This is a genomic window from Stutzerimonas stutzeri, from assembly GCF_024448695.1.
In the GTDB taxonomy this organism is placed as follows: domain Bacteria; phylum Pseudomonadota; class Gammaproteobacteria; order Pseudomonadales; family Pseudomonadaceae; genus Stutzerimonas; species Stutzerimonas stutzeri_T.
In genome coordinates, this window is sequence record NZ_JAMOHY010000016.1 from 43,471 (window position 1) to 68,557 (window position 25,087).

At 61.4% G+C, this 25,087-nt stretch carries 24 protein-coding genes; 15 read left to right on the forward strand and 9 right to left on the reverse strand.

The features are described 5' to 3' along the window. Positions 1–13: 13 nt before the first annotated feature. The 6 genes from NAV32_RS12620 to NAV32_RS12645 form a co-directional block, all read right to left on the reverse strand. Positions 14–2,050, reverse strand: a complete 2,037-nt coding sequence (locus tag NAV32_RS12620) for a nitric oxide reductase activation protein NorD (protein ID WP_256053154.1) — start codon at positions 2,048–2,050, stop codon at positions 14–16. A gap of 9 nt (positions 2,051–2,059) precedes the next feature. After that, positions 2,060–2,875: a CbbQ/NirQ/NorQ/GpvN family protein gene (locus NAV32_RS12625; RefSeq protein ID WP_256053155.1), complete on the reverse strand. Its 816-nt coding sequence runs from the start codon at positions 2,873–2,875 to the stop codon at positions 2,060–2,062. 7 nt (positions 2,876–2,882) lie between these two features. Next, positions 2,883–4,259: a cbb3-type cytochrome c oxidase subunit I gene (locus tag NAV32_RS12630; RefSeq protein ID WP_256053156.1), complete on the reverse strand. Its 1,377-nt coding sequence runs from the start codon at positions 4,257–4,259 to the stop codon at positions 2,883–2,885. A gap of 57 nt (positions 4,260–4,316) precedes the next feature. Beyond that, complete coding sequence (locus NAV32_RS12635; RefSeq protein WP_256053157.1) at positions 4,317–5,186, reverse strand: c-type cytochrome; 870 nt, start codon at positions 5,184–5,186, stop codon at positions 4,317–4,319. 184 nt (positions 5,187–5,370) lie between these two features. Then, positions 5,371–5,706, reverse strand: coding sequence for a hypothetical protein (locus NAV32_RS12640; RefSeq protein WP_256053158.1), 336 nt, complete (start codon positions 5,704–5,706; stop codon positions 5,371–5,373). 149 nt (positions 5,707–5,855) lie between these two features. Further along, positions 5,856–6,887 (reverse strand): cytochrome-c peroxidase, encoded by a 1,032-nt coding sequence (locus NAV32_RS12645; RefSeq protein ID WP_256053159.1) that lies wholly within the window; start codon positions 6,885–6,887, stop codon positions 5,856–5,858. Between the two features lie 221 nt (positions 6,888–7,108). On the opposite strand from NAV32_RS12645, the gene NAV32_RS12650 reads away from it, so the two are divergent. The 4 genes from NAV32_RS12650 to NAV32_RS12665 all read left to right on the forward strand — a co-directional run bounded on the left by NAV32_RS12650 (position 7,109) and on the right by NAV32_RS12665 (position 11,397). After that, positions 7,109–9,550, forward strand: a complete 2,442-nt coding sequence (locus NAV32_RS12650) for a Lon protease family protein (RefSeq protein ID WP_256053160.1) — start codon at positions 7,109–7,111, stop codon at positions 9,548–9,550. A gap of 169 nt (positions 9,551–9,719) precedes the next feature. Continuing rightward, a complete protein-coding gene (locus tag NAV32_RS12655; RefSeq protein WP_256053161.1) occupies positions 9,720–10,055 on the forward strand; it encodes a hypothetical protein in 336 nt (111 codons plus the stop codon). A gap of 160 nt (positions 10,056–10,215) precedes the next feature. Beyond that, the gene (locus NAV32_RS12660; protein WP_256053162.1) at positions 10,216–10,704 is read left to right on the forward strand and encodes a TIGR00645 family protein; all 489 of its coding nucleotides are present in this window, start codon (positions 10,216–10,218) and stop codon (positions 10,702–10,704) included. 75 nt (positions 10,705–10,779) lie between these two features. After that, on the forward strand, positions 10,780–11,397 hold the full coding sequence (locus NAV32_RS12665; protein ID WP_256053163.1) for an FKBP-type peptidyl-prolyl cis-trans isomerase: 618 nt from the start codon (positions 10,780–10,782) through the stop codon (positions 11,395–11,397). Between the two features lie 170 nt (positions 11,398–11,567). On the opposite strand, the gene NAV32_RS12670 is transcribed toward NAV32_RS12665, so the two are convergent. Continuing rightward, positions 11,568–11,795, reverse strand: coding sequence for a hypothetical protein (locus NAV32_RS12670; RefSeq protein ID WP_256053164.1), 228 nt, complete (start codon positions 11,793–11,795; stop codon positions 11,568–11,570). Between the two features lie 174 nt (positions 11,796–11,969). Beyond that, positions 11,970–12,938: a polyprenyl synthetase family protein gene (locus tag NAV32_RS12675; protein ID WP_256053165.1), complete on the reverse strand. Its 969-nt coding sequence runs from the start codon at positions 12,936–12,938 to the stop codon at positions 11,970–11,972. A gap of 247 nt (positions 12,939–13,185) precedes the next feature. Between NAV32_RS12675 and rplU the strand changes: the two genes are divergently transcribed. The 5 genes from rplU to NAV32_RS12700 all read left to right on the forward strand — a co-directional run bounded on the left by rplU (position 13,186) and on the right by NAV32_RS12700 (position 16,868). Then, complete coding sequence (gene rplU, locus NAV32_RS12680; RefSeq protein WP_003302133.1) at positions 13,186–13,497, forward strand: 50S ribosomal protein L21; 312 nt, start codon at positions 13,186–13,188, stop codon at positions 13,495–13,497. 35 nt (positions 13,498–13,532) lie between these two features. Beyond that, positions 13,533–13,790, forward strand: coding sequence for a 50S ribosomal protein L27 (rpmA, locus tag NAV32_RS12685; protein ID WP_181082161.1), 258 nt, complete (start codon positions 13,533–13,535; stop codon positions 13,788–13,790). 167 nt (positions 13,791–13,957) lie between these two features. Then, complete coding sequence (cgtA, locus tag NAV32_RS12690) at positions 13,958–15,175, forward strand: Obg family GTPase CgtA (protein WP_256053166.1); 1,218 nt, start codon at positions 13,958–13,960, stop codon at positions 15,173–15,175. A gap of 99 nt (positions 15,176–15,274) precedes the next feature. Beyond that, positions 15,275–16,393, forward strand: coding sequence for a glutamate 5-kinase (gene proB / locus NAV32_RS12695; RefSeq protein WP_256053167.1), 1,119 nt, complete (start codon positions 15,275–15,277; stop codon positions 16,391–16,393). Positions 16,394–16,403: 10 nt separating this feature from the next. Then, the gene (locus NAV32_RS12700; protein ID WP_272890269.1) at positions 16,404–16,868 is read left to right on the forward strand and encodes a CreA family protein; all 465 of its coding nucleotides are present in this window, start codon (positions 16,404–16,406) and stop codon (positions 16,866–16,868) included. A gap of 107 nt (positions 16,869–16,975) precedes the next feature. Here NAV32_RS12700 and rpsT read toward each other — a convergent pair whose 3' ends face one another. After that, complete coding sequence (gene rpsT / locus NAV32_RS12705; RefSeq protein ID WP_181082157.1) at positions 16,976–17,254, reverse strand: 30S ribosomal protein S20; 279 nt, start codon at positions 17,252–17,254, stop codon at positions 16,976–16,978. Between the two features lie 210 nt (positions 17,255–17,464). Here rpsT and murJ point away from each other — a divergent pair, with 210 nt between their 5' ends. The 6 genes from murJ (at position 17,465) to ispH (ending at position 24,953) form a co-directional block, all read left to right on the forward strand. Further along, positions 17,465–19,012 (forward strand): murein biosynthesis integral membrane protein MurJ, encoded by a 1,548-nt coding sequence (gene murJ, locus NAV32_RS12710; protein WP_256053168.1) that lies wholly within the window; start codon positions 17,465–17,467, stop codon positions 19,010–19,012. An 84-nt stretch (positions 19,013–19,096) separates the two neighbouring features. Then, the gene (ribF, locus tag NAV32_RS12715; protein ID WP_256053169.1) at positions 19,097–20,047 is read left to right on the forward strand and encodes a bifunctional riboflavin kinase/FAD synthetase; all 951 of its coding nucleotides are present in this window, start codon (positions 19,097–19,099) and stop codon (positions 20,045–20,047) included. 1 nt (position 20,048) lies between these two features. Then, positions 20,049–22,880 (forward strand): isoleucine--tRNA ligase, encoded by a 2,832-nt coding sequence (ileS, locus tag NAV32_RS12720; RefSeq protein ID WP_256053170.1) that lies wholly within the window; start codon positions 20,049–20,051, stop codon positions 22,878–22,880. Between the two features lie 33 nt (positions 22,881–22,913). Continuing rightward, positions 22,914–23,411: a signal peptidase II gene (gene lspA / locus NAV32_RS12725; protein WP_256053171.1), complete on the forward strand. Its 498-nt coding sequence runs from the start codon at positions 22,914–22,916 to the stop codon at positions 23,409–23,411. Next, positions 23,408–23,845, forward strand: coding sequence for an FKBP-type peptidyl-prolyl cis-trans isomerase (gene fkpB / locus NAV32_RS12730; RefSeq protein WP_256053172.1), 438 nt, complete (start codon positions 23,408–23,410; stop codon positions 23,843–23,845). Before lspA ends, fkpB begins: the two co-directional genes overlap by 4 nt. Before the next feature lie 163 nt (positions 23,846–24,008). Further along, positions 24,009–24,953: a 4-hydroxy-3-methylbut-2-enyl diphosphate reductase gene (ispH, locus tag NAV32_RS12735; RefSeq protein ID WP_256053173.1), complete on the forward strand. Its 945-nt coding sequence runs from the start codon at positions 24,009–24,011 to the stop codon at positions 24,951–24,953. The last annotated feature ends 134 nt before the right edge of the window (positions 24,954–25,087 follow it).

Sequence of the window (25,087 nt, forward strand, 5' to 3'; positions counted from 1 at the left end):
ATTCAACGGCCTGCTAACGCACCACCAGCCGCCTGAACCAATCCAGCAGAACGGTAGGCAAGAGTTCGGGGCGAGGCAGCAAGGCATACTGCCCCGCCCCGAAAATGCCGGGCAGGTAGCTGGCGGCCTGGCGATCAATGGTCAGGCAGAAGGTCGAAATGCCTTGCAGTGACGCTTCGGTGACAGCCTGGCGCATGTCCTCTACGCCGTAGCGTCCTTCATATTCATCCTTGTCATTCGGTTTGCCGTCCGATAGCAGCAGTAGCAGGCGGTGACTGGCGGCTTGCTGCATGAGGCTGCTACTGGCATGACGGATGGCGGCCCCGGCACGGGTGTAGTGCTCGGGTTCCAGTGCGCTGATGCGCAGCGCCACGTCATTGCTGAAACGTTCGTCGAACCCCTTGAGCTGCCGCACGATCACCGCATCGGGGCCTTCACCGGAGAACGCCTGCACGGCATAGGACTCCCCCATGCCTTCCAGGGCAATGCAGACCAGCAGCAGCGCTTCGCGCTCCACGTCGATGATGCGCCGGTTGGCCGATATCCAGCCGTCGGTCGAGCCGCTGATGTCGATCAGCAGGGTGATGGCCAGATCCCGCTCCGCAGTGCGGCGGGTCTGGTACAGCGCGTCGGACAGCGAGCCACCGGCACGGAAGTCGGCGTAACTGTCGATATAGGCGCCCAGGTCGATTTCGTCACCATCCAGTTGCCGCCTGCGGATGACACGACGGGCGCAGAGCATCTCGAAGTGCCGCCTGATCTGGCCAAGCAGCGAGCGATGCTCCTCCAGCGTGTTATCCACCCATTGCTGGGAGCCGGGCAGATTGGGCAGCACCCTGACGATGGCGCCGGGCTGGCGGTAATGCCGGGCGCGGTAGTCCCATTCGGGATAGTGGAATCCGTGACCTTCGGCCTTGGCGCGCTTGAGCTGCATAAGCGTATTGGCGTCCGGGGGATCATCGGAGATCAGCACCTCCTTCGGCCTGCCTGGCGTTGCGACCAGCCGTGCCTCGGGCAGCTCTGAGAGCATGTCGCCGTATTCGTCGGCGCTGATGTCCTCGTCGCGGTCCACGGGCCGGTTCATGCCCAGGGGGTCTTCGGCGTGCTGGTGCGGCTCGTCCGCCTGGACCATGAACAGGCCTTCGTTGTCGTCATCCTCGTCTTCTTTCGCCTCGCGCACTTGCGGGCGGCGAGGGAGGCTGGCGCTGCGTGGTGCCGTGCCAGTCGGGTCGCTATCGTCTGCTGAGGACTCCTGCGTCAGCCTGGCCTTGGCACCGGTGACGGGTGCATGCAGGGTGCCGGTCCACCAGTCCCGGAGCAGCGGGGCATTGCCGCCGGAACGGTCTTCGACTGACAGTCCCAGATAGGCGAGCAGCGCTTCGGCCAGCAGCAGTGATTGCGCGGGCGATTCGCTCAGCGGGAAGCCTTCCGGGGCATTGCCGCATTGGCTGTCGAGCAGTTGCCTGAGCAGGATTTCCAGCGGTTGGCGTGCGCGGGAAAAGTCCGAAAGCGCCGGGCGCCGTTGCAGGCAGAGTTGGCGTAGCCGCTCGATGGCCGGTGCCATGCCGGGCAGCGCTTGTGCCAGCTGCTCATCCACCGCCCAGGCTTCCAGCAGCAGATAGGCGTCCGCCGGCAGCGCAGGCAGTCCGGACGGGAGCGCTTCGGCACTGCCGCGCTGGGCGCGCAGCGCCTGTTGCAGCGCCATCACCCGATAGGCTTCACCGCCGCAGTCAAGGTCCGTGAGGCCCGAATCCACGGGCAGCCACAGGCGCTGGCCATCGGTGCCAGGGAGGGGTTGATGTTGCCAGGGTGCCTGAACTTGCCGGAAGCAACGCGCCAGCAAGGTTGGCAAGGCCGGAGGCTGAGCAATTCTGATCGGGTAACTGGTGCCGGTCACTGCCGTGATCAACAGGTCCAGGCGCGGTGCAACATCGGTCAGCACGGCGGTCGGCGGGCCTTTGGGCAGCGGACGATAGCGTCGCCACAGCTTTTGCGCATAGATGGTCGCATGGCGCGCCGCGTCGCTGACCAGCTCTTCGGCTTCGGCCATGGTGATCGGCTAGACGAAGGTGCCGTCAACCAGATCGCGCAGGGCGCAGACCATGGACGGCTCATCCGACAGGGGCGAGACAATAGCGGCGTAACAGGCTTCGCGTATGGGGATGCCGCATGTGGTGAGTGAGCCTGCGGCGATCAGCAGACGCGTACTCGGCACTTCAGCCAGGCCCCGGTCACGCAACTGACGGATGCGTTCGGCCAGGCTGACCAACCCTCTGGCAATAGAGGGTTCGACGGCGCTTTCACGCTGCACGATCAGCGCTTCCTGTTCGGCTGCGGGAAAATCCAGGTCCATGGCGACGAAGCGCTGGCGGGTGCTGGGCTTGAGGTCCTTGAGCATGCGCTGGTAGCCGGGGTTGTAGGACACCACCAGCTGGAAGCCGGGCGCGGCAGCAATGTTCTCGCCGGTCTTGTCGATGGGCAGCGTGCGCCGGTAATCGGTCAGCGCATGCAGCACGACCACGGTGTCCTGACGTGCTTCGACGACTTCATCCAGGTAGCAGATTGCACCCTCGCGCACGGCGCGGGTCAAGGGGCCATCCTGCCAGACGGTGCCGTTATGGCGGATCAGGTAACGTCCGATCAGGTCGCTGGCTGCCAGGTCGTCGTGACAGGGGATGGTGATCAAGGGTCGGCCAAGCCGCCAGGCCATGTGTTCGACGAAGCGGGTCTTGCCGCAGCCGGTCGGACCCTTGAGCATGACCGCCAGGCCTCGTGCATGGCACTTCTCGAACAGTGTCACTTCATTGCCGGACGGCTGATACCAGGGCTCTTCCGTTGCCGGGCGTGTAGCCAGGCTGCGTGCGGCCTGATCCATGCCCACCTCAGAGCGTCCGGTCGATAGCTGTGCCGCTGTTCACCGCCGCCTGTTCGTCGGTCACCGGCTCGAAACGCGGGCGGTAGCGGAAGAAGTCGAAGATATACAGCCCCACGCCCGTGGCGAAGATACTGGCGGTTGAGATCAGCATGACGAAGTGGATCTGGATCTTCAGCTGCACATCCAGATAGCCCATGCCCATGATCCGCTCCAGATACACCTGACCGATGCCGGCGGTGGCGAAGGAAAGGGTCATGCCGAACATGCCCGCCAGCTGCAGCCAGAACGCCCAGTAGCCAATGGTGGTGCCCTGGTCGGGACGTTTGTGGGTAAGTGAGGGCAGGGCATAGCTGATCATGGCCAGGACGATCATCGCGTAGGCGCCGTAGAAAGCGGCGTGGCCATGCATGGCGGTGATCAGGGTGCCGTGGGTCCATTTGTTGATGCTCGGCCAGGTGTGGGCCAGGCCCAGCAGGCCGGCGCCGAACAGGGTGAACACGGTGCTGCCCAGCGTCCAGTGCAGCGCCAGTATGTTGGGATGCCGCAGCCCCGAGCGGCGCATGGCGCCGTAGGCATACATGGCCATGCCGACGATGGCCAGTGGCTCCAGCGCGCTGAAGAAGCCGCCGATCGGCAGCCAGTAATAGGGGACGCCCACCCAGTAGTAATGGTGGGCGGTGCCGAGGATGCCGGCGATGAAGACCAGGCCGACAATCACGTACAGCCACTTCTCCAGCACCTCCCGGTCGGCGCCGGACAGGCGGATCAGCAGGTAGGCGAGGAAGGCACCCATGATCATCATCCACACGCCTTCGACCCACAGGTGGATGGTCCACCAGCGGTAGAAGATCGACACCGTGTAGTTCTCGTAATGCAGCAGCGCGGGGAAGAACAGCACCGCGGAGCTGACCAGCCCCAGCAGCAACACGCCTTCGGTGGTGGTGAAGCGCCCGGACTTCTTGATCGTCATGCCGATGTTGTAGAGGAAGATCAGCATGCAGATGACGATCACGATCTTGTGCGGCAGAGGCTGCTCCAGCAGTTTGTTGCCGGTGCCGTAGCGGAACAGGTAACCGGTGATGGCGGTCACGCCCATGGCGGTCCACAGACCGAGCTGGATATAGGCGAGCTTGGTGCTGTAGAGCTCGGTACGCGACTCGTCGGGCACCATCCAGTAGGTTGCACCCATGAAGCCGGTGAGCACCCAGACGATCAGCAGATTGGTGTGGATCACCTTGGTGACGTCGAACGGCAGGATGTACAGCAGTGGGTCCGGCCCCAAGTATTTGGCCGCCGAAAGCAGGCCGAATACCAGTTGCAGGCCGAACAGCACCATGGCGACGGCGAAATACCAGTAAGCGACTGACTGTGATTTATAGCGCATGGCCAATCCCCTGCAAGGTGCCGCTCCGCCGGGTGGTTGCCCGAGGCGGAACAGCTTTTATTTGAATGACGCCAGGTAAGCGATCAAATGATCCAGCTGCTCGGGTGTCAGTGAGTCGGCATAGGTGGTCGGCATGAAGGACGTGCCGCCCGCCGAATACATCTCGCCGGGATACAGATAGGCGCTGGGCTCGACGATGGATTCGCGGATATAGGCTTCGACGCTGTCGGCGCTGCCCTGGTAATCCGCCGAGGCCATTATCTTCTCGGCCCGTGATGCCAGGCCGGCCAGGGTTGGCCCGGCGAGATTCACCCCGGGGGCGATCGAATGGCAGGCATGGCAGGCCGGGGATGCCGTGCGGAAAACCGCTTCGCCCAAGGCAATCGGGTCTTCGCCGCCACTGACCGGACGAGCGCCGGGTGGCAGCTGTTCGGCCGTATGGCCGGGGCCGGAGGCATCCTGCTGTGCCAGAGTCAGGTCGGTGCCGGGAATCGAGGAGCCGGTGACCAGAATCGGTCGTGGCGGCCAGCCCTGGTTATCGACGTTGGCGACCCACTCGAAAAAAGCGATCAGCCCCGCAATTTCCTCGTCCGTGAGATTCTGGTTGGGCATCAGGCGGCGGTGACGCTGCTCGTCATAGAACCTTTCCGGGTTCTTGAGAAAGGCCGTGAGGTAAGGCGCGCCGCGGTGCTGGGCGATCTTTGTCAGGTCCGGTGCGTAATAGGCGCCCTCGCCGAAAATGGTATGGCAGTTGATGCAGTTCTTCTCGTGCCAGACATCCTTGCCTCGTGTGACTTCGTGCGTGATGCTGGCGGCATTGGTCAGTTCCGGAAACTGCCGATGGCTGTCCAGCGTAAGCCCGAGAAAGGCCACGGCTGCGATGGCAGTGGAGATGATGGCGAAGGAGCGGGTTTGTCGCTTGTTCATGGGAGCGCCTCAACGGCTGGTCAAACGCCGATGCCTGTCCAGTAGACGATGCCGATGCCACCCGCGTAGAGAATGGCGGCGAGCATCAACCCCAGGACCACGTGACTGAGTATTCGGAACGCTTTTTCCACGGTCGCATTCTCCCGAGAATGGTGTGGTGCCTGGAACAGTCGAAGCGGGACTGTCAGGTATTGCGGGGCAGTCGCTGGATCGTGACCAGGATGACGGCGTCGGCAATTATCTGCAGCGCATGTTCGACGCTTTCGGCCAGGTACATCAGTTCATTGTCCTGAAGGGTCTGCCAGCGACTTTCTACCTGGACTTCAATGACGCCTTGAAGACAGTGGATGGTGATGGGGCCGGCCACTGCATGGCTGGGTACGACGTGACCGGCCTTGAGCACCAGGCGCATCACCTCAAGGCTCGGGGTGCTGACCAGCGCCTGTGAGCGTAGCTCGGGAAACGGATCTGCCCTGAGCAGGCTGATAGCCTCGCCGGACTGTGCATGTTTCAGTGCCATGGCGCTCCGACCGATACGCTTTGTTTCAATTGAGGCTAGTGAAGGGATCGGGAACTGTCCAACGACTGAGGGATGAGCGGTTCGCTCGCTGAAGCGGGGAGTGGCAGAAGGTGATGCCCGGCGCATTGCACGCCGGGCATCGGAGGGGCTTATTCCGGCTTCGGAGTAGTCGCAGTGCTCATCGGCAGGATCGGATAGGCGACCTGCGGCTGATCACCGGTCAGGCTGTGAAGGAAGGCGGTGATGGCCTTGACTTCGTTGTCCTTGAGCTGACGGCCCAGCTGGCTGTCACCCATGATGGCCACGGCCTGCTCCAGATCCCAGACCTCACCGCTATGGAAGTAAGGCGGCGTCAGTGCGATGTTACGCAGCGGTGCAGCACGGAACACGTACTCATCGGCGGCGGTGTTGGTCACGGCGAAGCGGCCCTTGTCGCCTTCAGGCAGTACGTCTGCGCCCGGCTTCTTGATCACGCCGAAGGGGAAGTAACCCTGGCCGCCGACGTTGACGCCGTTGTGGCAGGCGATGCAGCCGGCATCCATGAACAGGGCCAGACCTTCCTTCTGCTGGGCATCGAGCGCCTTGTCGTCACCCTTGAGGAAGCGGTCGAACGGCGAGTTAGGCGTGGTCAGGCTGACTTCAAAGGCTTCCAGCGCATAGGCCATGTTGTCGAAGCTGACCGGATCCTTGTCCTTGGGAAAGGCTTTCTTGAACTCGGTTACGTACTCGGGAATGCTCTTGAGGGTCGCAACAACCCGGTCAGGCGTGTTGTTCATCTCAACGCTGGCCTGGACCGGACCCTTGGCCTGCTCCTGCAGGTCCTTGGCGCGGCCATCCCAGAACTGCGCGGCGTTGAACACGGCGTTGAGCACGGTTGGCGAGTTGCGCGGGCCTTTCTGCCAGCCGTGGCCGATGGAGGTGGTGACGTTGTCGCTGCCGCCGATGCTGAGGTTGTGGCAGGTGTTGCAGCTGATCACGTGGCTGCGCGACAGGCGCGGATCGAACCACAGTTTATGGCCCAGAATGGCCTGATCTTCGCTGACGGCATGACCACGGACTTCGGTGACCTTGTCCGGGATCGGCTTGAAAATGGAGTTGGCACGCTCGCGCAGTTCGTCGGCATGGGCGCTGCCGGCAATCATTAGGAGGCTACCGAGCAGCAGGGGCGCTGTGGATCGCATTGTTTATTCCTCTATCGGTGTTGGCTGATGCTAGGAGGCGTCATTTGTATAGGGGTTGAGTTGATTTGCATCAAGCGAGGCCGAGGAAGGCTTTTAGAAAAATGTCTCGATTTGTAACAGGTTGCACGGGATGCCTTTTTAGCCAGCCTTGCGGCTCGGCGGAGGCATCGCCAGAATGGCGTCACTTTTGTGGCCTGAGAGCCACCCAGCAAGGATTTCCAATGCCCCAGACTGTCGCTGCCGGCCTGCGCCTGGCGCCCGATGCACTGACTCGCCCCTTCAAGCCCGATCAGTTCGACTTCAAGACAACCGATGAGCTTGAGCCTTTTCTTGGTGTTCTTGGCCAGGAGCGAGCCGTAGAGGCTCTGCAGTTCGGCGTGGCGATGCCGCGTCCGGGCTACAACGTCTATGTGATGGGCGAGTCCGGTACTGGGCGTTTCTCCTTTGTGCGTCGTTATCTTCGGGCGGAAGGCAAGCGGCTCGACACGCCTTCGGACTGGGTCTACGTAAATAATTTCGACGAGCCGCGCGAACCACGGGTACTTGAGTTGCCCCAGGGCGGAGCCAGTACCTTTATTGCGGATATCGGGCAACTGATCGACAACCTGTTGGCGACTTTCCCCGCGGTGTTCGAGCACCCCAGCTTCCAGCAGAAGAAGAGCGCCATCGATCGCGCCTTCAACCAGCGCTACGACAAGGCGCTGGACGTGATCGAGAAGCTGGCGCTGGAGAAGGAAATCGCCCTCTATCGCGACAGCGCCAACATCGCCTTCACGCCCATGAAAGACGGCAAGTCCATGGACGAAGCCGAGTTTGCCCAGCTGCCCGAAGCCGAGCGCGAGCGTTATCACGCGGACATCTCTGCGCTGGAAGTGAGCCTGAACGAAGGCCTGGCCAGCCTGCCGCAATGGAAGCGCGAATCCAGCAATCAGCTGCGCCAGCTCAATGACGAGACCATTAGCCAGGCGCTGCAGCCGCTGCTGGCGCCGCTCTCGGAAAAGTATTCCGAGAACGCCGGCATCGAAGCCTACCTGCAGGCGGTGCAGGTCAACCTGCTGAAAACCGTGGTCGAGCAGCTGGTGGACGAAAATCATCCCGAGGCGCACAACCGCCAGCTGCTCGAAGAACAGTACAGCCCGAGCCTGGTGGTCGGCCATGCGCAGGATGGCGGTGCACCGGTCGTGTTTGAGCCGCATCCAACCTACGACAACCTCTTTGGCCGCATCGAATACAACGCCGATCAGGGGGCGCTCTATACCAGTTACCGCCAGCTGCGACCGGGCGCGTTACATCGCGCCAATGGCGGCTTTCTGATGCTCGAAGCGGAAAAGCTGCTCAGCGAGCCCTTCGTCTGGGAGGCGCTCAAGCGGGCTCTCCAGTCGAGCAAGTTGAAGATGGAGTCGCCGCTGGCCGAGCTGGGCCGGCTGGCTACGGTCACCCTGACGCCGGAAGTCATTCCGCTCAAGGTCAAGATCATCATCATCGGTTCACGTCAGCTGTACTACACCCTGCAGGACCTTGATCCGGACTTTCAGGAGATGTTCCGGGTACTGGTGGACTTCGACGAGGACATTCCGCTGGCAGAGGACAGTCTGGAACAGTTCGCCCAACTGATGAAAACCCGTACCTCGGAGGAAGGTATGGCACCGCTGACCGCCGCAGCGGTCGCGCGACTGGCGACGCACAGTGCACGTCTGGCCGAACATCAGGGGCGTCTGTCTGCGCGTATCGGTGACCTGTTCCAGCTGGTCAGTGAGGCGGATTTCATTCGCCAGCTGGCCAGTGATGAGGTGACCGATGTCGGTCATATCGAGCGGGCCCTCAAGGCCAAGGCCACGCGTACCGGGCGTGTTTCGGCGCGGATTCTCGACGACATCCTGGCCGGCGTCATTCTGATCGACAGCGAAGGCGCGGCCATCGGCAAATGCAACGGGCTGACCGTGCTGGAAGTCGGTGATTCGGCCTTCGGCATGCCGGCGCGCATATCTGCCACCGTCTATCCGGGTGGCTCGGGAATCGTCGATATCGAGCGTGAGGTCAATCTGGGGCAGCCGATCCACTCCAAGGGCGTGATGATCCTGACCGGCTATCTGGGCAGCCGTTATGCCCAGGAGTTTCCGCTGGAAATCTCGGCGAGCATCGCGCTGGAGCAGTCCTATGGCTATGTTGATGGCGACAGCGCCTCGCTCGGTGAATGCTGTGCGCTGATCTCGGCCATCTCGCGCACGCCGCTCAAGCAGTGTTTCGCCATCACCGGTTCGATCAACCAGTTCGGTGAAGTGCAGGCCGTCGGGGGGGTGAACGAGAAGATCGAAGGCTTCTTCCGTCTTTGCGAGGCGCGTGGCTTGACCGGCGAGCAGGGTGCAATCATTCCCTTCGCTAACGTCACCACGCTCATGCTCGAAGAGCGGGTGCTGGAGGCTGTACGTCAGGAGCGCTTCCATATCTACGCCGTGCGCCATGTCGATGAAGCGCTTTCGCTGCTGGTCGGTGAAGAAGTTGGCGTCTCGGATACGCAAGGCCGTTTCCCCAAGGGAAGCGTCAATGCACGCGTGGTCGAGCGCCTGCGCGATATTGCCGAAATCGGCCTTGAAGACGACGACAAGGGCGAGACGGCAGCTGTCGCGGAGGCGAAGGCCGCCGTTGACCCTGCCAAGGGCTGAGTGATTGAGCGGTATCTGAGCGGAACGTTACGGCGCGCGGCGGGTCTGGAGAAATAGAGAGTCTGCACTCTCTATCCACAAGGTTATCCACAGTGATCAGGGGATAAACCGGTTGGCCCGCCGATTCGCTCGGAAAGACGGTGCGCAACCGAGCGCGAGGGTTACCGTCATGCCGAACAACCTGTGTCTGAATCGTCAGTGCCTGGGGCTGGTCACTCGAATCGAATGCGCCATCTGGCCCGTGGCGGGCGCGAATGGCCTTTGGACTCTGCTCTGCGCCGCTGGTATAGACGGCTCGCAACCCACGGCGATCCGCGTGCAGGGCCCGTTCCGCGGGCTTCGGGCTGCCGAGTCGGTGCTTGAGGCCATCGCCAGCAGCCTTCATGAGCAGGGCTATTGCATGGAAGATTCGCTGCCGATCTGGCAATTGCACATGCGCGCCGAATTACGCAAGGTCAACGCCGATCAGGCGCGCTTTCTGCGTGGCTGGGAATCACGGACATAGGCTGAAAGTCCAAGTGATCCGGACAAATTCGACAGTATTTCCCGCTTCTTCATAGCGGCAACAGATTTGTTATCCACAATGCCAGCTGCCCATCGCGGGGGCTTGTTTGCGCCGGATCGCTACGTATACTCGCCAGCCCGTTTTTCCCGTGGACGATGTCATGGAACGCTTCATCGAAAACACTATGTATGCCGCTCGCTGGTTGTTGGCGCCCATCTATTTCGGCCTGGCATTCGCGCTGCTGGCGCTGGCGATCAAGTTCTTCCAGGAAATCTGGCACATCCTGCCGATGATCCTGTCGCTGAGTGAAGGTGACCTGATCCTCAAGCTGCTGTCGTTGATCGACATGGCGCTGGTCGGCGGTCTGTTGGTCATGGTGATGCTGTCAGGCTACGAGAATTTCGTTTCCCAGCTGAATGTCGACAAGGGGGGTGAGAAGCTCGACTGGCTGGGCAAGATGGATTCCGGCTCGTTGAAGATGAAGGTGGCTGCCTCCATCGTCGCCATCTCCTCGATACACCTGCTGCGGATGTTCATGAATGCCCAGCAACTGCAAAGTGAACAGCTGAAGTGGTACGTGATCATCCACCTGACCTTCGTGGTGTCGGCGTTCGCCATGGGCTATCTGGACAAGCTCACCAAGCACTGAGTCGATGCGGCATGTGGCGGGGTGGCGGTCATGCTGTGCTAGTCTGTGCGCCCTTTTTTCCAGCGGAGCCCAGGCATGACCGACCTTAACCTGTCCACCGACGAAACGCGCGTTAGCTACGGCATCGGCCGCCAGCTGGGCGATCAGCTGCGCGACAACCCGCCGCCCGGTGTAAGTCTCGATGCGGTGATCGCGGGTATTCGTGATGCCTTTGCCGGTGCGGCCAGTCAGGTCAGTCCGGAAGCGCTGAACGCCAGCTTCGCCGTGATCCGCGAGCGCATGCAGGCCGAAGCCCAGCAAAAAGCAGAAGCCGCTGCCGGTGAAGGCAAGGCTTTCCTTGCCGACAACGCCAAGCGTGAAGGCGTCACCACGCTGGATTCGGGCCTGCAGTATGAAGTGCTGACCGCCGGCGACGGCGCCAAGCCGAGCCTTGAAGACCAGGTGCGTACCCACTACCACGGCACTCTGATCGATGGCACCGTGTTCGACAGCTCCTACCAGCGCGGCCAGCCTGCTGAGTTCCCGGTTGGTGGCGTGATCGCTGGTTGGACCGAAGCGCTGCAGCTGATGGCTGTCGGCAGCAAGTGGCGCCTCTATGTGCCGAGTGAGCTGGCTTACGGCGCTCAGGGCGTCGGCAGCATTCCGCCGCACAGCGTGCTGGTGTTCGACGTCGAGCTGCTCGCGGTTCTGTAAGCCTTGATGGAGTTGTAGGGTGGATGTCGCGAAGCACATCCACGCGTTAGGTTGGTCCAAAACAAATGCGTGGAAGATGCTTCGCAGTCTTCCACCCTACGCCATACCCCGAATCCTGAAGGCGTGAACCTGGCTTCTGCCAACACGCTGCAATGTCGATTCATTCGCGCTCAGGGGCGCAGCGCCCGGGCATAGGAGAACAGGAACAGATTGCGCACCTGTTCCTTGAGCACGCAGGGTTCGCTGGTGCTCAACTCGTGCAAGTCCAGATCCCCCTGATCACGCAGTTCGTCCAGGGCCTCTCCCTCTAGTGAAACGCACACCGCGCCGGTGTTTCGGTCGAGTATCCGCAGATAGGGTTGTGGTCGGTCCAGCCAGGCATCGATCAGATAGGTCATGCTCACCTCCAGTTAATTCTGTTAATGAGAATAATTACTATTTGCAGATATGCAAGCATTAAAACACCCTGCACGCCAGGCGGTGGGCCGTGAGGTGGGTTTCTGGGGTGCAGGGGTGATGCGGGTCAGGCAGTCTTTACCGACCCGTCGAGCAGATCGGTTTGCAGGCGGCTATCAGTGAGTGCGGGCAACTGCGAAGCGACTGAGTTCTACCAGAGCGTCGCGGTAAATGCTGGCGGGAATCAGCTCGAGGCAGGCGATGGCTCGGTCGGCATAATCACGTGCCAAGCGAGCGGTGTAGTCCAGGGAGCCTGAAGCCTGAACGGCGTTGCGGATGCTTTCCAGATCCTCGATGCCGCCTTTCTGGATAGCCCTGCGCACCAGTGCGGCCTGTTCCGCCGAGCCTTCACGCATGGTGTAGATCAATGGCAGTGTGGGCTTGCCTTCGGCCAGGTCGTCACCGACGTTCTTGCCGAGGGTTTCGGCGTCGCCCTGGTAATCGAGCAAGTCGTCTACCAACTGGAAGGCAATACCGAGATGGTCGCCAAACTGGCGTAGCGCTTCGCATTGCTCGTCGCTGGCGCCCGCAAGGGTCGCAGCGCTGTGTGTTGAGGCTTCGAAGAGCATGGCGGTCTTGCCGCGAATGACCTCCATGTAGATTTCTTCGGTGGTGCTGGCGTCGCGGACCTTTGACAGCTGCAGCACTTCGCCTTCGGCGATCACCCGCGTGGCCTGGGAGATGATGCGCATGACCGGCATCGAACCCAGTGTGACCATCATTTCGAAGGAGCGCGCATAAAGGAAGTCGCCGACCAGCACGCTCGGGGCATTGCCCCACAGGGCGTTGGCGGTGGAGCGGCCACGGCGCATGCCGGACATGTCGACGACATCGTCATGCAGCAGCGTCGAGGTGTGCAGGAACTCGATGATGGCTGCCAGCAGGCGCAACTGGTCGCCTTTCAATCCCAGCGCATTACCGCTGAGCAGAACCAGCAGTGGGCGCAGACGCTTGCCCCCGGCAGAGGTGATGTAGTCCCCGATCTTCTCAACCAGTGGTACGCGAGACGTCAGCTGGTCGCGAATGATGCCGTCAACGGCGGCGAAATCATCAGCCACGACTTGGTAAAAGGCCTGGGGTTGCATCGGTCGCCGGTACTCCTCGGAGGTTGCGCGGCATGCTAGGGGGCGGCTCATGGACTGTCAAGGCAAGCGCCTGTGGCTATTGCGCAGGCGCATGTGCATGCGTACAATCGCGGACCCTGAACTTCCCCCTGGGCATTTCCCTGCCTTACGCAATTGCACGGGCGTCACTTCCGGCCCCATGCAGCCATGCCAGCCACTAACCATTATTTCAAAGCGCTGGGTGAGCAGGATCAACGGAGATACATAGATGTACGCAGTTATCGTAACCGGCGGCAAGCAGTACAAGGTTGCCGAAGGCGAATACCTCAAGATTGAAAAACTCGAAGTTGCTACTGGCGAAGCTGTCACTTTCGACCGCGTTCTGCTGATTGGCAATGGCGATGATGTCAAAATCGGCGCTCCGGTGGTCGATGGTGCCAAAGTTACCGCTGAAGTGATTGCCCAGGGCCGTCACGACAAGGTCACCATCATCAAGTTCCGCCGTCGTAAGCACCACATGAAGCGTCAGGGCCACCGTCAGTGGTTCACTGAGGTCAAAATCACCGGTATTCAGGGCTAATCGGGCCTGAATCCCCTTATAGGAGTATTGAACTCATGGCACACAAAAAAGCTGGCGGTTCTACCCGCAACGGTCGCGACTCAGAAGCCAAACGCCTTGGCGTGAAGATGTATGGCGGCCAGAAAATCGTTCCTGGCAACATTATCGTGCGTCAGCGCGGTACCCAGTTCCACGCCGGTTACGGTGTTGGCATGGGCAAGGATCACACCCTGTTCGCGAAAGTGGAAGGCGTGATCAAATTCGAAGTGAAGGGCGCTCTTGGCCGTCGCTACGTGAGTGTCGTCGCGGCCTGATCGCGGCGTTGCTGGAAAAGCCCTGTCATGCGACGGGGCTTTTTTGTTTCTGTATCCTGTGAGGCTCTTGCAAAGAAACTGCTCGGTGCTCATTCAGTTTTCGCTGGGTTTTTTGCAAGACCCTTATTCCAGTTTTCTAGCCCGTCCTTGCGGCGGGAGGCGTTCCCATGAAATTCGTCGATGAAGTATCGATTTTTGTAAAGGCCGGTGACGGCGGTAACGGCATGATGAGTTTTCGTCGCGAAAAATTCATCGAAAAAGGCGGTCCCAACGGTGGCGATGGCGGTGACGGCGGCTCCATTTATCTGGTGGCCGACGAAAACCTCAATACGCTGGTCGATTACCGTTATACCCGTCGCTTCAATGCGCCCAATGGCGAGAAGGGCGGCAGTACCGAATGTACCGGCGCGAAGGGTGAGGATCTGATCCTGCCGGTGCCGGTCGGTACCACGGTGATCGATGCCGCCACTCAGGATGTGATTGGCGACCTGACCAAGGCGGGGCAGCGTCTGCTGGTTGCTCAGGGCGGCTGGCACGGGCTGGGCAATACGCGTTTCAAATCCAGCACCAATCGGGCGCCGCGGCAGACCACGCCGGGCAAGCCGGGCGATGCGCGCGATCTGAAGCTGGAGCTGAAGGTGCTGGCTGACGTCGGTCTGCTGGGCATGCCCAATGCTGGCAAGAGCACCTTTATCCGTTCGGTGTCAGCAGCCAAGCCAAAAGTGGCTGATTACCCTTTCACCACGTTGATTCCCAATCTGGGCGTTGTCAGTGTCGGGCGCTACAAGAGCTTTGTCGTGGCAGACATTCCGGGGTTGATCGAGGGCGCTTCGGAAGGTGCGGGCCTGGGTATTCGCTTCCTCAAGCATCTGGCGCGTACGCGCTTGCTGTTGCATCTGGTGGACATGGCGCCGCTGGATGAGAGTGATCCGGCCGATGCTGCGGAGATCATCCTCAATGAGCTGGAAAAGTTCAGCCCGGCGCTGGCTCAGCGTGACCGCTGGCTGGTGTTGAACAAGGCTGACCAGCTGCTTGATGAGGATCGTGAAGAGCGTGTGCGGCAGGTAGTCGAGCGGCTCGAATGGGAGGGTCCGGTGTTCGTGATTTCGGCGCTGGAGCGTGAGGGCACCGAAGAGTTGAGTCAGGCTGTCATGCGTTATCTGGACGAGCGGGCGCTGCGTATCGCCGAAGAGCCGGCCTATGCCGAAGCGCTGGCCGAACTCGATCAGCAGATCGAGGATGAGGCGCGTGCGCGACTGCAGGAGCTCGATGATCAGCGTGCGTTGCGTCGTGCTGGTGTCAAGGCGGCTGCGGAAGCTGAGGATGACGACTTCGATGATGACGACGATGAAGAGGGCGGCGCTGAAATCTTCTACGTGCGCTAATTGTCTCGGCCTCGCGTTGCTGCGGGGTTTTCGGATGGCGGGCGGGTTGTCTGCTGCTCGCCGCAATGAATTGGTTGATGAGTGGAATAGGCGGGATCGATGCGCGACAAGGTGAGCGGTGCTCGGCGCTGGGTGGTGAAGATCGGCAGTGCGTTGCTGACGGCTGATGGGCGTGGTCTTGATCAGGCGGCGATGGCTGTCTGGGTCGATCAGATGGTTGCGCTGCGTGAGGCGGGTGTCGAGCTGGTGCTGGTGTCTTCCGGTGCCGTTGCCGCCGGCATGAGTCGCCTTGGCTGGGGTGCGCGACCCAGGGCCGTGCACGAGCTGCAGGCGGCTGCGGCTGTGGGCCAGATGGGTCTGATTCGGGCCTGGGAGGCCAGTTTCGCCCGTTGCGACCAGCAGACCGCGCAGATTCTCGTCACCCATGACGACCTGTCCGACCGCAAGCGTTACCTCAATGCGCGCAGTACCCTGCGGACCCTGCTCGACTTGAATGTCGTGCCGGTGATCAATGAGAACGACACCGTCGTCACCGACGAGATCCGCTTTGGTGATAACGACACGCTGGCGGCGCTGGTGGCCAATCTGGTTGAGGCCGATTTGCTGGTGATCCTCACCGATCGTGATGGCATGTTCGATGCTGATCCGCGCAATAATCCCGAGGCCAATCTGATCAGTGAGGCGCGCGCCGATGATCCGGCGCTGGATGCCGTGGCGGGCGGAACCGGGGGTGCGCTGGGACGCGGCGGTATGCAGACCAAGCTGCGTGCGGCGCGTCTGGCGGCGCGTTCCGGTGCTCATACCGTGATCGTTGGCGGGCGTATCGAGCAGGTACTGGCGCGACTCAAGGCGGGCGAACAGCTGGGTACGCTGCTGACGCCCGAGTGCAGTCGTCATGCGGCCCGCAAGCAGTGGCTGGCCGGCCACTTGCAGACGCGCGGCACTGTCACCCTGGATGCCGGTGCGGTGCAGGCGCTTAAGCGGGGCAATTGCAGTCTGCTGCCGGTCGGTGTCAGGGCGGCTCAGGGCGGCTTTCGCCGTGGCGAGATGGTGGTCTGCGTGGGGCCGGACGGCCAGGAAGTCGCGCGCGGGCTTGCCAACTACAGTGTTGCTGAAACCCGTCGGATTCTGGGGCGTTCATCGGATGAGATCGAAAAGCTGCTCGGCTATGTTGATGAGCCTGAGCTGATCCATCGCGACAATATGATCCTTCTTTGAGGTGTCTGCTATGCGTGTGATGACCATGGCGCTGGTATTGGGTTTGACGACTCCGGCTGTGGCGACTGCCGAGCAGATCGGTGCCGTTGATACGGTATTCAAGTGGCTCGGGCCGAATCACAAGATCGTGGTCGAGGCGTTTGATGATCCGGAAGTCGATGGAGTGACCTGTTATCTCTCGCGTGCCAAGACCGGCGGCATCAAGGGTGGGCTGGGGTTGGCCGAGGATCGGGCCGAGGCCTCAATTGCCTGTCGGCAGGTCGGGCCTATTCGCATCAATGAAAAGTTGAAGGACGGAGAGGTCGTGTTCAAGGAGCGTACATCGCTGGTCTTCAAGACCATGCAGGTGGTGCGCTTTTTCGATGAGGGGCGAAATACGCTGGTTTACCTGGTCTACAGCGATCGAATCATCGAAGGCAGTCCGCAGAATGCGGTGACAGCGATCCCGATTCTGCCGTGGCCGGGTGCCCAGTAGCGGGGGTGTTGTATTGCTCTTTGATTGCCGTGTCCCGAGGGTGCGAGGCATAAAATACAGAGCACAAAAAAACCGGCCTAAGCCGGTTTTTTTCAAGAACGTTCAGCTTAAGCTGCAGCAGCTTCGCCGAGGGCCTTGATGTGGCCGTTCAGGCGGCTCTTGTGACGAGCGGCCTTGTTCTTGTGGATGATGCCTTTGTCGGCCATGCGGTCGATAACAGGCACGGCTGCAGTGTAAGCAGTACGAGCTTTTTCCAGATCTTTTGCATCCAGGGCCTTGACCACATTCTTGATGTAGGTGCGGACCATGGAGCGCAGGCTGGCGTTGTGGCTGCGACGCTTCTCAGCCTGAATTGCGCGTTTTTTGGCGGAAGGGCTGTTGGCCACCGTCGAACTCCTCGAAAACGTGGGATTACAAAGCAAATAAGGCCGCGAATCATGCCGATGTGGCAGATGCTTGTCAAGCCTGTTTGTACTGTCTGAATGCTGGTCGGGCAGATCGGCTGCCGCTAAACTCGCGGCCTCGTCCAGGGTCGTAACTGGCCATCGGTCGATGGCAAAGTCATTGGCCAGAACATGCGATTCCAGGAAAGACAGATGTCTGAAAAAACCGGAAAAGGCGGATTGCTGCGTTCCAGTGCGGTAGTCAGCGTCATGACGCTGCTGTCCCGCGTGCTGGGCATGGTACGCGATATGGTGGTGGCCAGCTACTTCGGTTCCGGAGCGGCGGCGGATGCTTTCTTCATCGCCTTCAAAATCCCCAACTTTCTACGCCGCCTGTTTGCCGAAGGTGCCTTCGCCCAGGCGTTTGTGCCGGTGCTGTCGGAATACCGCACTAAAAGAACCCAGCTGGAAGTCAAGCTGCTGGTCGATCGGACGGCGGGCATGCTCGGTCTGGTCCTGACTGGCATCACCGCGCTGGGTGTGCTCGGCTCGCCCTATCTGGTCATGTTGTTCGCGCCCGGTTTTCACGGTGAACCGGCCAAGCTGCAGCTGGCTGGTGAGCTGTTGCGCATCACTTTTCCCTACCTGCTGCTGATCTCGCTGACGGCCTTTACTTCGGGCGTGCTCAATACTTATGGACGCTTCGCGGTGCCGGGCTTCACGCCTGTTCTGCTCAATGTCTGCATGATCATGTCGGCGGTGTTCCTGACGCCGTATTTCGATCAGCCGATCATGGCGCTGGCTTGGGGTGTATTCATCGCGGGCTTCGCCCAGCTGGCGTTCCAGCTTCCGTTTGTCGCCAGGCTGGGGCTGCTGCCGCGCCCGCGGGTCAAGTTCGGTGACGAAGGCGTGCGGCGCATCATGCTGCTGATGGTGCCGGCGCTGTTCGGGGTCTCGGTCAGCCAGATCAATCTGCTGCTCGATACCGTGCTGGCGTCCTTTCTGCAGACCGGCAGCGTGTCCTGGCTGTATTACGCCGACCGGCTTTCGGAGCTGCCGCTGGGGGCTTTTGGCATCGCTATCGGCACAGTGATTCTGCCCAGCCTGTCGCGTCAGCATGCCGGTGATGATCCCAAGGCCTTTTCCAATACGCTCAATTGGGCGCTGCGCATGGTGCTGCTGGCCGGGGTGCCGGCTGCGCTGGCGCTGGGCATTCTGGCCGAGCCGCTGATCGCCAGCCTGTTCTTTTACGGCGCAATGAGCCAGGAGGCGGTGGTGCAATCGGCCCGTGCGCTGGAGGCTTATTCGCTGGGGGTGTTGGCGTTCATGCTGATCAAGGTGCTGGCGCCTGGGTTCTTCGCCCGCCAGGACCTGAAGACGCCGGTGCGGGTGGCGATCATCTGCATGGTGGCCAATATGGTGATGAACCTGATCCTGATCTGGCCGCTCAAGCATGTAGGGCTTGCGTTGGCGACTTCGCTGTCGTCCATGCTTAATGCCGGGCTGCTGTTCTGGGGGCTGTACAAGATCGGCGTGTTCCGGTTTGCGCCGGGCTGGGGGTTGTTCCTGCTGCGTTTGTTCGGTGCTTGCGCGGCGATGGTTGCGGTGGTCTGGTGGCTGAACGTGCCGTCCGTCGAGTGGTTCGGCTGGAATTGGCAGCAGCGGGCGCTGCAGTTGGGGCAACTGGTTGTGGCTGGCTTGCTGGCCTTCGTGGGTGGGTTGGCGCTGCTTGGCTTGCGGCCACGGCATTTGCGCCATTGATGGTTGTGGTTCGCATGCGGCAAACCTGTCCGGGAGGGTCGGTGCATGCGTATAATCGGCCACTTTTCAAGCAAGAAGTGCGGTATGCAGCTGGTTCGAGGTCTTCACAACCTGCGGCCCCGGCATCGGGGATGCGTGGCCACCATCGGCAATTTCGACGGCGTGCATCGGGGGCATCAGGCCATCCTGAAGCGCTTGCGCGAGCGTGCGGCCGAATTGGGGCTGCCCAGCTGCGTGGTGATTTTCGAGCCGCAGCCCCGCGAATTCTTTGCCCCGGACAAGGCCCCTGCGCGACTCACGCGGTTGCGTGAAAAGCTTTGCCTGCTGAGCGAGCAGGGTGTGGATCTGGTGCTGTGCCTGGCATTCAATCGACGCCTGCGCGAACTCAGTGCCGCCGAATTTGTACATGCCACTCTGGTTGAGGGGTTGGGCGTGCGGCATCTGGAGGTCGGCGACGATTTCCGTTTCGGTTGCGACCGCGCCGGAGATTTCAACTTTCTGCTCAAGGCCGGTGCTGCCGAAGGTTTCAGTGTCGAGGCGGCCACAACCATCGAGGTAGACGGCGAGCGAGTCAGCAGTACAAGGCTGCGCCAGGTGATGGCAGAGGGCGATCTGCAGCTGGCGCAACGGCTGCTTGGCAGGCCGTTCAGCCTCACCGGGCGCGTTATGCACGGGCAGAAGCTCGGTCGCCAGTTGGGTGCGCCTACAGCGAACATTCAGCTCAAACGCCGCAGTACGCCGCTTAGCGGAGTGTTCACCGTCAGTACCGAGGTCGATGGCCAGGTTCGTCTGGGCGTCGCCAATATCGGCATGCGGCCAACGGTGGAGAGTGATGGCAAGCCCCATCTGGAAGTGCATCTGCCGGACTACCAGGGCGACCTCTACGGGCGCTTGCTGTGCGTGACCTTTCACAAGAAGCTGCGCGACGAGCAGCGCTTTGCCTCGCTGGAGGCACTCAAGGCTGCGATCGATGCCGATATCGCCGCCACCCGCGAATACTGGCGGGCCACACCTTTCACCACGAGCCAGGACTGAAATGACCGATTACAAAGCGACCCTTAATCTGCCGTCCACGGCATTTCCGATGAAGGCCGGTCTGCCACAGCGCGAGCCGGAGATTCTGCAGCGCTGGGACAGCATCGACCTGTACGGGAAGCTGCGGCAGATCGGCGAAGGTCGCCCGAAATTCGTCCTGCACGATGGCCCGCCCTACGCCAACGGCAACATTCATATTGGCCACGCGGTGAACAAGGTGATCAAGGACATGATCGTCCGCTCGCGCACCCTGGCCGGTTTCGACGCGCCCTACGTGCCGGGCTGGGACTGCCACGGTCTGCCCATCGAACACAAGGTCGAGACCACCTTCGGCAAGAACCAGCCGGCGGACCTGACCCGCGAGCGCTGCCGTGCCTACGCCGCCGAGCAAATCGAGGGACAGAAGGCCGACTTCATCCGCCTCGGCGTGTTGGGCGAGTGGGACAACCCCTACAAGACCATGGATTTCGCCAACGAAGCCGGGCAGATCCGCGCGCTGGCGAAAATGGTCGAAGGCGGTTTCGTCTTCAAGGGCCTGAAACCGGTGAACTGGTGCTTCGATTGCGGTTCGGCACTGGCCGAGGCCGAAGTCGAATACCAGGACAAGAAGTCCGATGCCATCGACGTCGCCTTCGAAGTGGAAGATGCCGACAAGCTCGCCGGAGCCTTCGGTGTCGCCAACCTGGCCAAGCCCGCCAGCATCGTTATCTGGACCACCACACCCTGGACCATTCCGGCCAACCAGGCGCTCAACGTTCATCCTGATTTCATCTATGCGCTGGTCGATACCGGTGACAAGCTGCTGGTGCTGGCCGAAGAGCTGGTCGAGTCTAGCCTGCAGCGCTATGGCATGTCCGGTGAAATCATCGCCCGCTGCGAAGGCAAGACGCTGGACCTGATCCGTTTCCGTCACCCCTTCTACGAGCGCTTCTCGCCGGTGTACCTGGCCGAGTACGTGGAAACCGGCGCCGGCACTGGCATCGTCCACTCGTCTCCGGCCTATGGCGAGGACGACTTCCGTACGTGCAAGCACTACGGTATGGAAAACGACGACATCCTCAGCCCGGTGCAGAGTCATGGCGTCTACGTGCCGGACCTGCCGTTCTTCGGCGGTCAGTTCATCTGGAAGGCCAACCCGGCCATCGTCGAGAAGCTCCGGGAAGTGGGTGCGCTGCTCAAGCATGAAGCCATCCAGCACAGCTACATGCACTGCTGGCGGCACAAGACGCCGCTGATCTACCGCGCCACCGCGCAGTGGTTCGTCGGCATGGACAAGGTGGTCAGTGACGGCAGCTCCCTGCGTCGTCGTGCGCTGGACGCCATCGAAAGCACCCAGTTCGTCCCCGCCTGGGGTCAGGCGCGCCTGCACGGCATGATCGCCGGGCGCCCGGACTGGTGTATCTCGCGCCAGCGCAACTGGGGCGTGCCGATTCCGTTCTTCCTGCACAAGGAAAGCGGTGAGCTGCATCCACGCACCGTCGAGCTGATCGAACAGGTGGCTCAGCGTGTCGAGCAGCAGGGCATCGAAGCCTGGTTCAAACTGGATGCTGCCGAGCTGCTGGGTGCCGAGGCCGAGCAGTACGAAAAGATCAACGACACCCTGGACGTCTGGTTCGACTCCGGCACTACGCACTGGCACGTGATGCGCGGCTCGCACCCCATGGGCCACGAAGAAGGCCCGCGCGCCGACCTCTACCTGGAAGGCTCGGACCAGCATCGCGGCTGGTTCCATTCGTCCTTGCTGACTGGCGCAGCCATCGACGGCCACGCGCCGTATTGCGGCCTGCTGACCCACGGTTTCACCGTGGATGAGAATGGCCGCAAGATGTCCAAGTCCCTGGGCAACGTGATCGCGCCGCAGGAAATTACCGACAGCATGGGCGCCGACATCCTGCGTCTGTGGGTTTCGGCTACCGATTACTCGGGCGAAATGGCTGTCTCTAAGCAGATCCTGCAGCGCAGCGCGGATGCTTACCGGCGTATCCGCAATACCGCGCGCTTCCTGCTCTCCAACCTCGATGGCTTCGATCCTGCGCAGCATCTGGTGCCCAACGACCAGTTGATCGCCCTGGACCGCTGGGCTATCGACCGCGCTCTGCTGCTACAGCGGGAAATCGAGGAAGCCTACGGCACTTACAAGTTCTGGAACGTCTACCAGAAGGTGCACAACTTCTGTGTGCAGGAACTGGGTGGCTTCTACCTCGACATCATCAAGGACCGCCAGTACACCACTGGCGCCGACAGCCTGCCGCGGCGCTCCTGCCAGACCGCGCTGTACCACATCGCCGAGGCGCTGGTGCGCTGGATCGCGCCGATCCTGGCCTTCACTGCTGAGGAAATCTGGCAGTACCTGCCAGGCGAGCGCAACGAGTCGGTGATGCTCAATACCTGGTACGAGGGGCTGGCGGAGCTGCCAGAGGATGCCGTTCTGGATCGCGCGTTCTGGGAGCAGGTCATGGCGGTCAAGGCCGCAGTGAACAAAGAGCTGGAAGCTCAGCGTGCCGCAAAGACCCTTGGCGGCAACCTGCAGGCCGAAGTCACGTTGTATGCCGAAGAGTCGCTGGCGACTACGCTGGCCAAGCTGGGCAACGAACTGCGCTTCGTGCTGATCACCTCCGCCGTCGAAGTCGCGCCGCTGGCGCAGGCCCCTGCCGAGGCGGTGGAAAGCGAACTGGCTGGTCTCAAGCTGCTGGTGAAGAAAACCGGGCACGCCAAGTGCGGACGCTGCTGGCATCACCTGCCGGACGTCGGCACCCATGCCGCGCACCCGGAAATCTGTGGCCGTTGCGTGGAGAACATCGAGGGTGCGGGCGAGGTGCGTCACTATGCATGAGGCTCTTGAGCCGTGTGGCGCTGGAGTAGGGCAATGAGTGCGCGTCTCGGCAAGCTCACCTGGCTCTGGCTCAGCGTGCTGGTGATCGTTCTCGATCAGGCTACCAAGCACTGGTTCGAGGCCAACTTCAGCCTGTACCAGAAAGTCGATGTCGTTCCTGGTTACTTTGCCTGGACCCTGGCCTATAACACCGGCGCCGCCTTCAGCTTTCTCGCCGATCACGGCGGCTGGCAGCGCTGGCTGTTCGCGGTGATCGCAACGGGCGTCAGTGTTGTACTGGTGATCTGGATGAAGCGACTGAACGCGGGTGAAACCTGGCTGGCCGTAGCGCTGGCACTGGTGTTGGGCGGCGCGATCGGTAATCTGTATGACCGCGTGGTGCTGGGCCATGTGGTGGATTTCATTCTGGTGCATTGGCAGAACCGCTGGTATTTTCCGGCGTTCAACATCGCCGACAGCGCCATTACCGTCGGTGCCGTGATGCTGGCGCTGGACATGTTCAAAAGCGACAAAACCGGAGAATCCGCATGACTGAACAGCGCATTGGGCCGGACAGGGAGGTCACCCTGCATTTCGCGCTCCGCCTGGAAAACGGCGAGGTGGTCGACAGCACCTTCGACAAGAAGCCTGCAACCTTCAAAGTCGGCGACGGCAATCTGCTGCCGGGTTTCGAGCAGCAGCTGTACGGCTTCAAGGCCGGTGACAAACGCACTCTACAGGTCGCGCCCGAACAGGGCTTCGGCCAGCACAACCCGCAGAACGTGCAGGTCATGCCGCGCAGCCAGTTTGAGGGTATGGAGCTTTCCGAAGGCCTGCTGGTGATCTTCAACGATGCCGCCAATAGCGAGCTGCCGGGTGTGGTCAAGACCTTCGATGAGCGGCAGGTCACTGTGGATTTCAATCATCCACTGGCAGGCAAGGCGTTGAGTTTCGAAGTTGAGATCATCGAGGTCAAAGCGCTCTAAGGCTTAGCCCGCTCCTGTGGGAGCGACTTTAGCCGCGAAGCTTTCCGGCATGGTCACCGTGACCGAATCGTAGGGTGGATCACGCTTCACCGATCCACCGCAGGCCGCCATACGGTCATATCTATCATCCATCCCGCGTGCCGCGCGCATCGAGATACCCGCCATGCAAATCAAACTCGCCAACCCCCGTGGATTCTGCGCCGGCGTTGATCGCGCTATCGAGATCGTTAACCGCGCCCTGGAAGTCTTCGGCCCGCCGATCTATGTGCGCCATGAAGTGGTACACAACAAGTTCGTGGTGGAAGATCTGCGTGAGCGAGGCGCGATCTTCGTCGATGAGCTGGACCAGGTGCCGAACGGATTCATCGTCATCTTCAGTGCTCATGGCGTGTCGCAGGCGGTGAAGATGGAAGCTGACCGGCGTGGGCTCAAGGTTTTCGATGCCACCTGCCCGCTGGTCACCAAGGTCCATCTGGAAGTCACCAAGTACAGCCGCGAGGGCCGGGAGTGCATCCTTATTGGCCACCACGGCCATCCGGAGGTCGAAGGCACCATGGGCCAGTACGATACTGCCAGCGGTGGCTCGATCTATCTGGTCGAGGACGAGGAGGATGTCGCCCAATTGCAGGTACGCAATCCCGACGCGCTGGCCTTCGTGACCCAGACCACGCTATCCATGGACGACACCAGCCGCGTGATCGACGCCTTGCGCACGCGCTTCCCCAGCATTGGCGGCCCGCGCAAGGACGACATCTGCTACGCCACCCAGAATCGCCAGGATGCCGTCAAGCAGCTGGCAGGGGAGTGTGACGTGGTGCTGGTGGTCGGCAGCCCCAACAGCTCCAACTCCAACCGCCTGCGGGAACTGGCCGAGCGCATGGCCACGCCCGCCTACCTGATCGACGGCGCCGAAGACCTCAAGCGCGAGTGGTTCGCTGAAACCGCCCGCATCGGTATCACCGCCGGCGCCTCGGCCCCCGAAGTGCTGGTGCGCGGCGTGATTGAACAACTGCGCGAATGGGGCGCCACGGGGATGGATGAGCTGGAAGGCAGGCCGGAAAACGTGACGTTTTCGATGCCCAAGGAGTTAAGGGTCAAGCAGATATGAGATTCAACCGCTGATGCGAAAAAGCCGACCCATACGCGTCGGCTTTTTCATGCGTACCGGTGATGCAGCCAGCCTGTAGCCTGGATTAGCCGTAGGCGTAATCCGGGAGCAGTGGCGCAACGTTTCCCGTATAT

Coding starts and splice junctions, on each gene's coding strand:
- NAV32_RS12620 (WP_256053154.1), bottom strand. CDS start 2,050: ATGGCCGAAGCCGAAGAGCTGGTCAGCGACGCGGCGCGCCATGCGACC.
- NAV32_RS12625 (WP_256053155.1), bottom strand. CDS start 2,875: ATGGATCAGGCCGCACGCAGCCTGGCTACACGCCCGGCAACGGAAGAG.
- NAV32_RS12630 (WP_256053156.1), bottom strand. CDS start 4,259: ATGCGCTATAAATCACAGTCAGTCGCTTACTGGTATTTCGCCGTCGCC.
- NAV32_RS12635 (WP_256053157.1), bottom strand. CDS start 5,186: ATGAACAAGCGACAAACCCGCTCCTTCGCCATCATCTCCACTGCCATC.
- NAV32_RS12640 (WP_256053158.1), bottom strand. CDS start 5,706: ATGGCACTGAAACATGCACAGTCCGGCGAGGCTATCAGCCTGCTCAGG.
- NAV32_RS12645 (WP_256053159.1), bottom strand. CDS start 6,887: ATGCGATCCACAGCGCCCCTGCTGCTCGGTAGCCTCCTAATGATTGCC.
- NAV32_RS12650 (WP_256053160.1), top strand. CDS start 7,109: ATGCCCCAGACTGTCGCTGCCGGCCTGCGCCTGGCGCCCGATGCACTG.
- NAV32_RS12655 (WP_256053161.1), top strand. CDS start 9,720: ATGCCGAACAACCTGTGTCTGAATCGTCAGTGCCTGGGGCTGGTCACT.
- NAV32_RS12660 (WP_256053162.1), top strand. CDS start 10,216: ATGGAACGCTTCATCGAAAACACTATGTATGCCGCTCGCTGGTTGTTG.
- NAV32_RS12665 (WP_256053163.1), top strand. CDS start 10,780: ATGACCGACCTTAACCTGTCCACCGACGAAACGCGCGTTAGCTACGGC.
- NAV32_RS12670 (WP_256053164.1), bottom strand. CDS start 11,795: ATGACCTATCTGATCGATGCCTGGCTGGACCGACCACAACCCTATCTG.
- NAV32_RS12675 (WP_256053165.1), bottom strand. CDS start 12,938: ATGCAACCCCAGGCCTTTTACCAAGTCGTGGCTGATGATTTCGCCGCC.
- rplU (WP_003302133.1), top strand. CDS start 13,186: ATGTACGCAGTTATCGTAACCGGCGGCAAGCAGTACAAGGTTGCCGAA.
- rpmA (WP_181082161.1), top strand. CDS start 13,533: ATGGCACACAAAAAAGCTGGCGGTTCTACCCGCAACGGTCGCGACTCA.
- cgtA (WP_256053166.1), top strand. CDS start 13,958: ATGAAATTCGTCGATGAAGTATCGATTTTTGTAAAGGCCGGTGACGGC.
- proB (WP_256053167.1), top strand. CDS start 15,275: ATGCGCGACAAGGTGAGCGGTGCTCGGCGCTGGGTGGTGAAGATCGGC.
- NAV32_RS12700 (WP_272890269.1), top strand. CDS start 16,404: ATGCGTGTGATGACCATGGCGCTGGTATTGGGTTTGACGACTCCGGCT.
- murJ (WP_256053168.1), top strand. CDS start 17,465: ATGTCTGAAAAAACCGGAAAAGGCGGATTGCTGCGTTCCAGTGCGGTA.
- ribF (WP_256053169.1), top strand. CDS start 19,097: ATGCAGCTGGTTCGAGGTCTTCACAACCTGCGGCCCCGGCATCGGGGA.
- ileS (WP_256053170.1), top strand. CDS start 20,049: ATGACCGATTACAAAGCGACCCTTAATCTGCCGTCCACGGCATTTCCG.
- lspA (WP_256053171.1), top strand. CDS start 22,914: ATGAGTGCGCGTCTCGGCAAGCTCACCTGGCTCTGGCTCAGCGTGCTG.
- fkpB (WP_256053172.1), top strand. CDS start 23,408: ATGACTGAACAGCGCATTGGGCCGGACAGGGAGGTCACCCTGCATTTC.
- ispH (WP_256053173.1), top strand. CDS start 24,009: ATGCAAATCAAACTCGCCAACCCCCGTGGATTCTGCGCCGGCGTTGAT.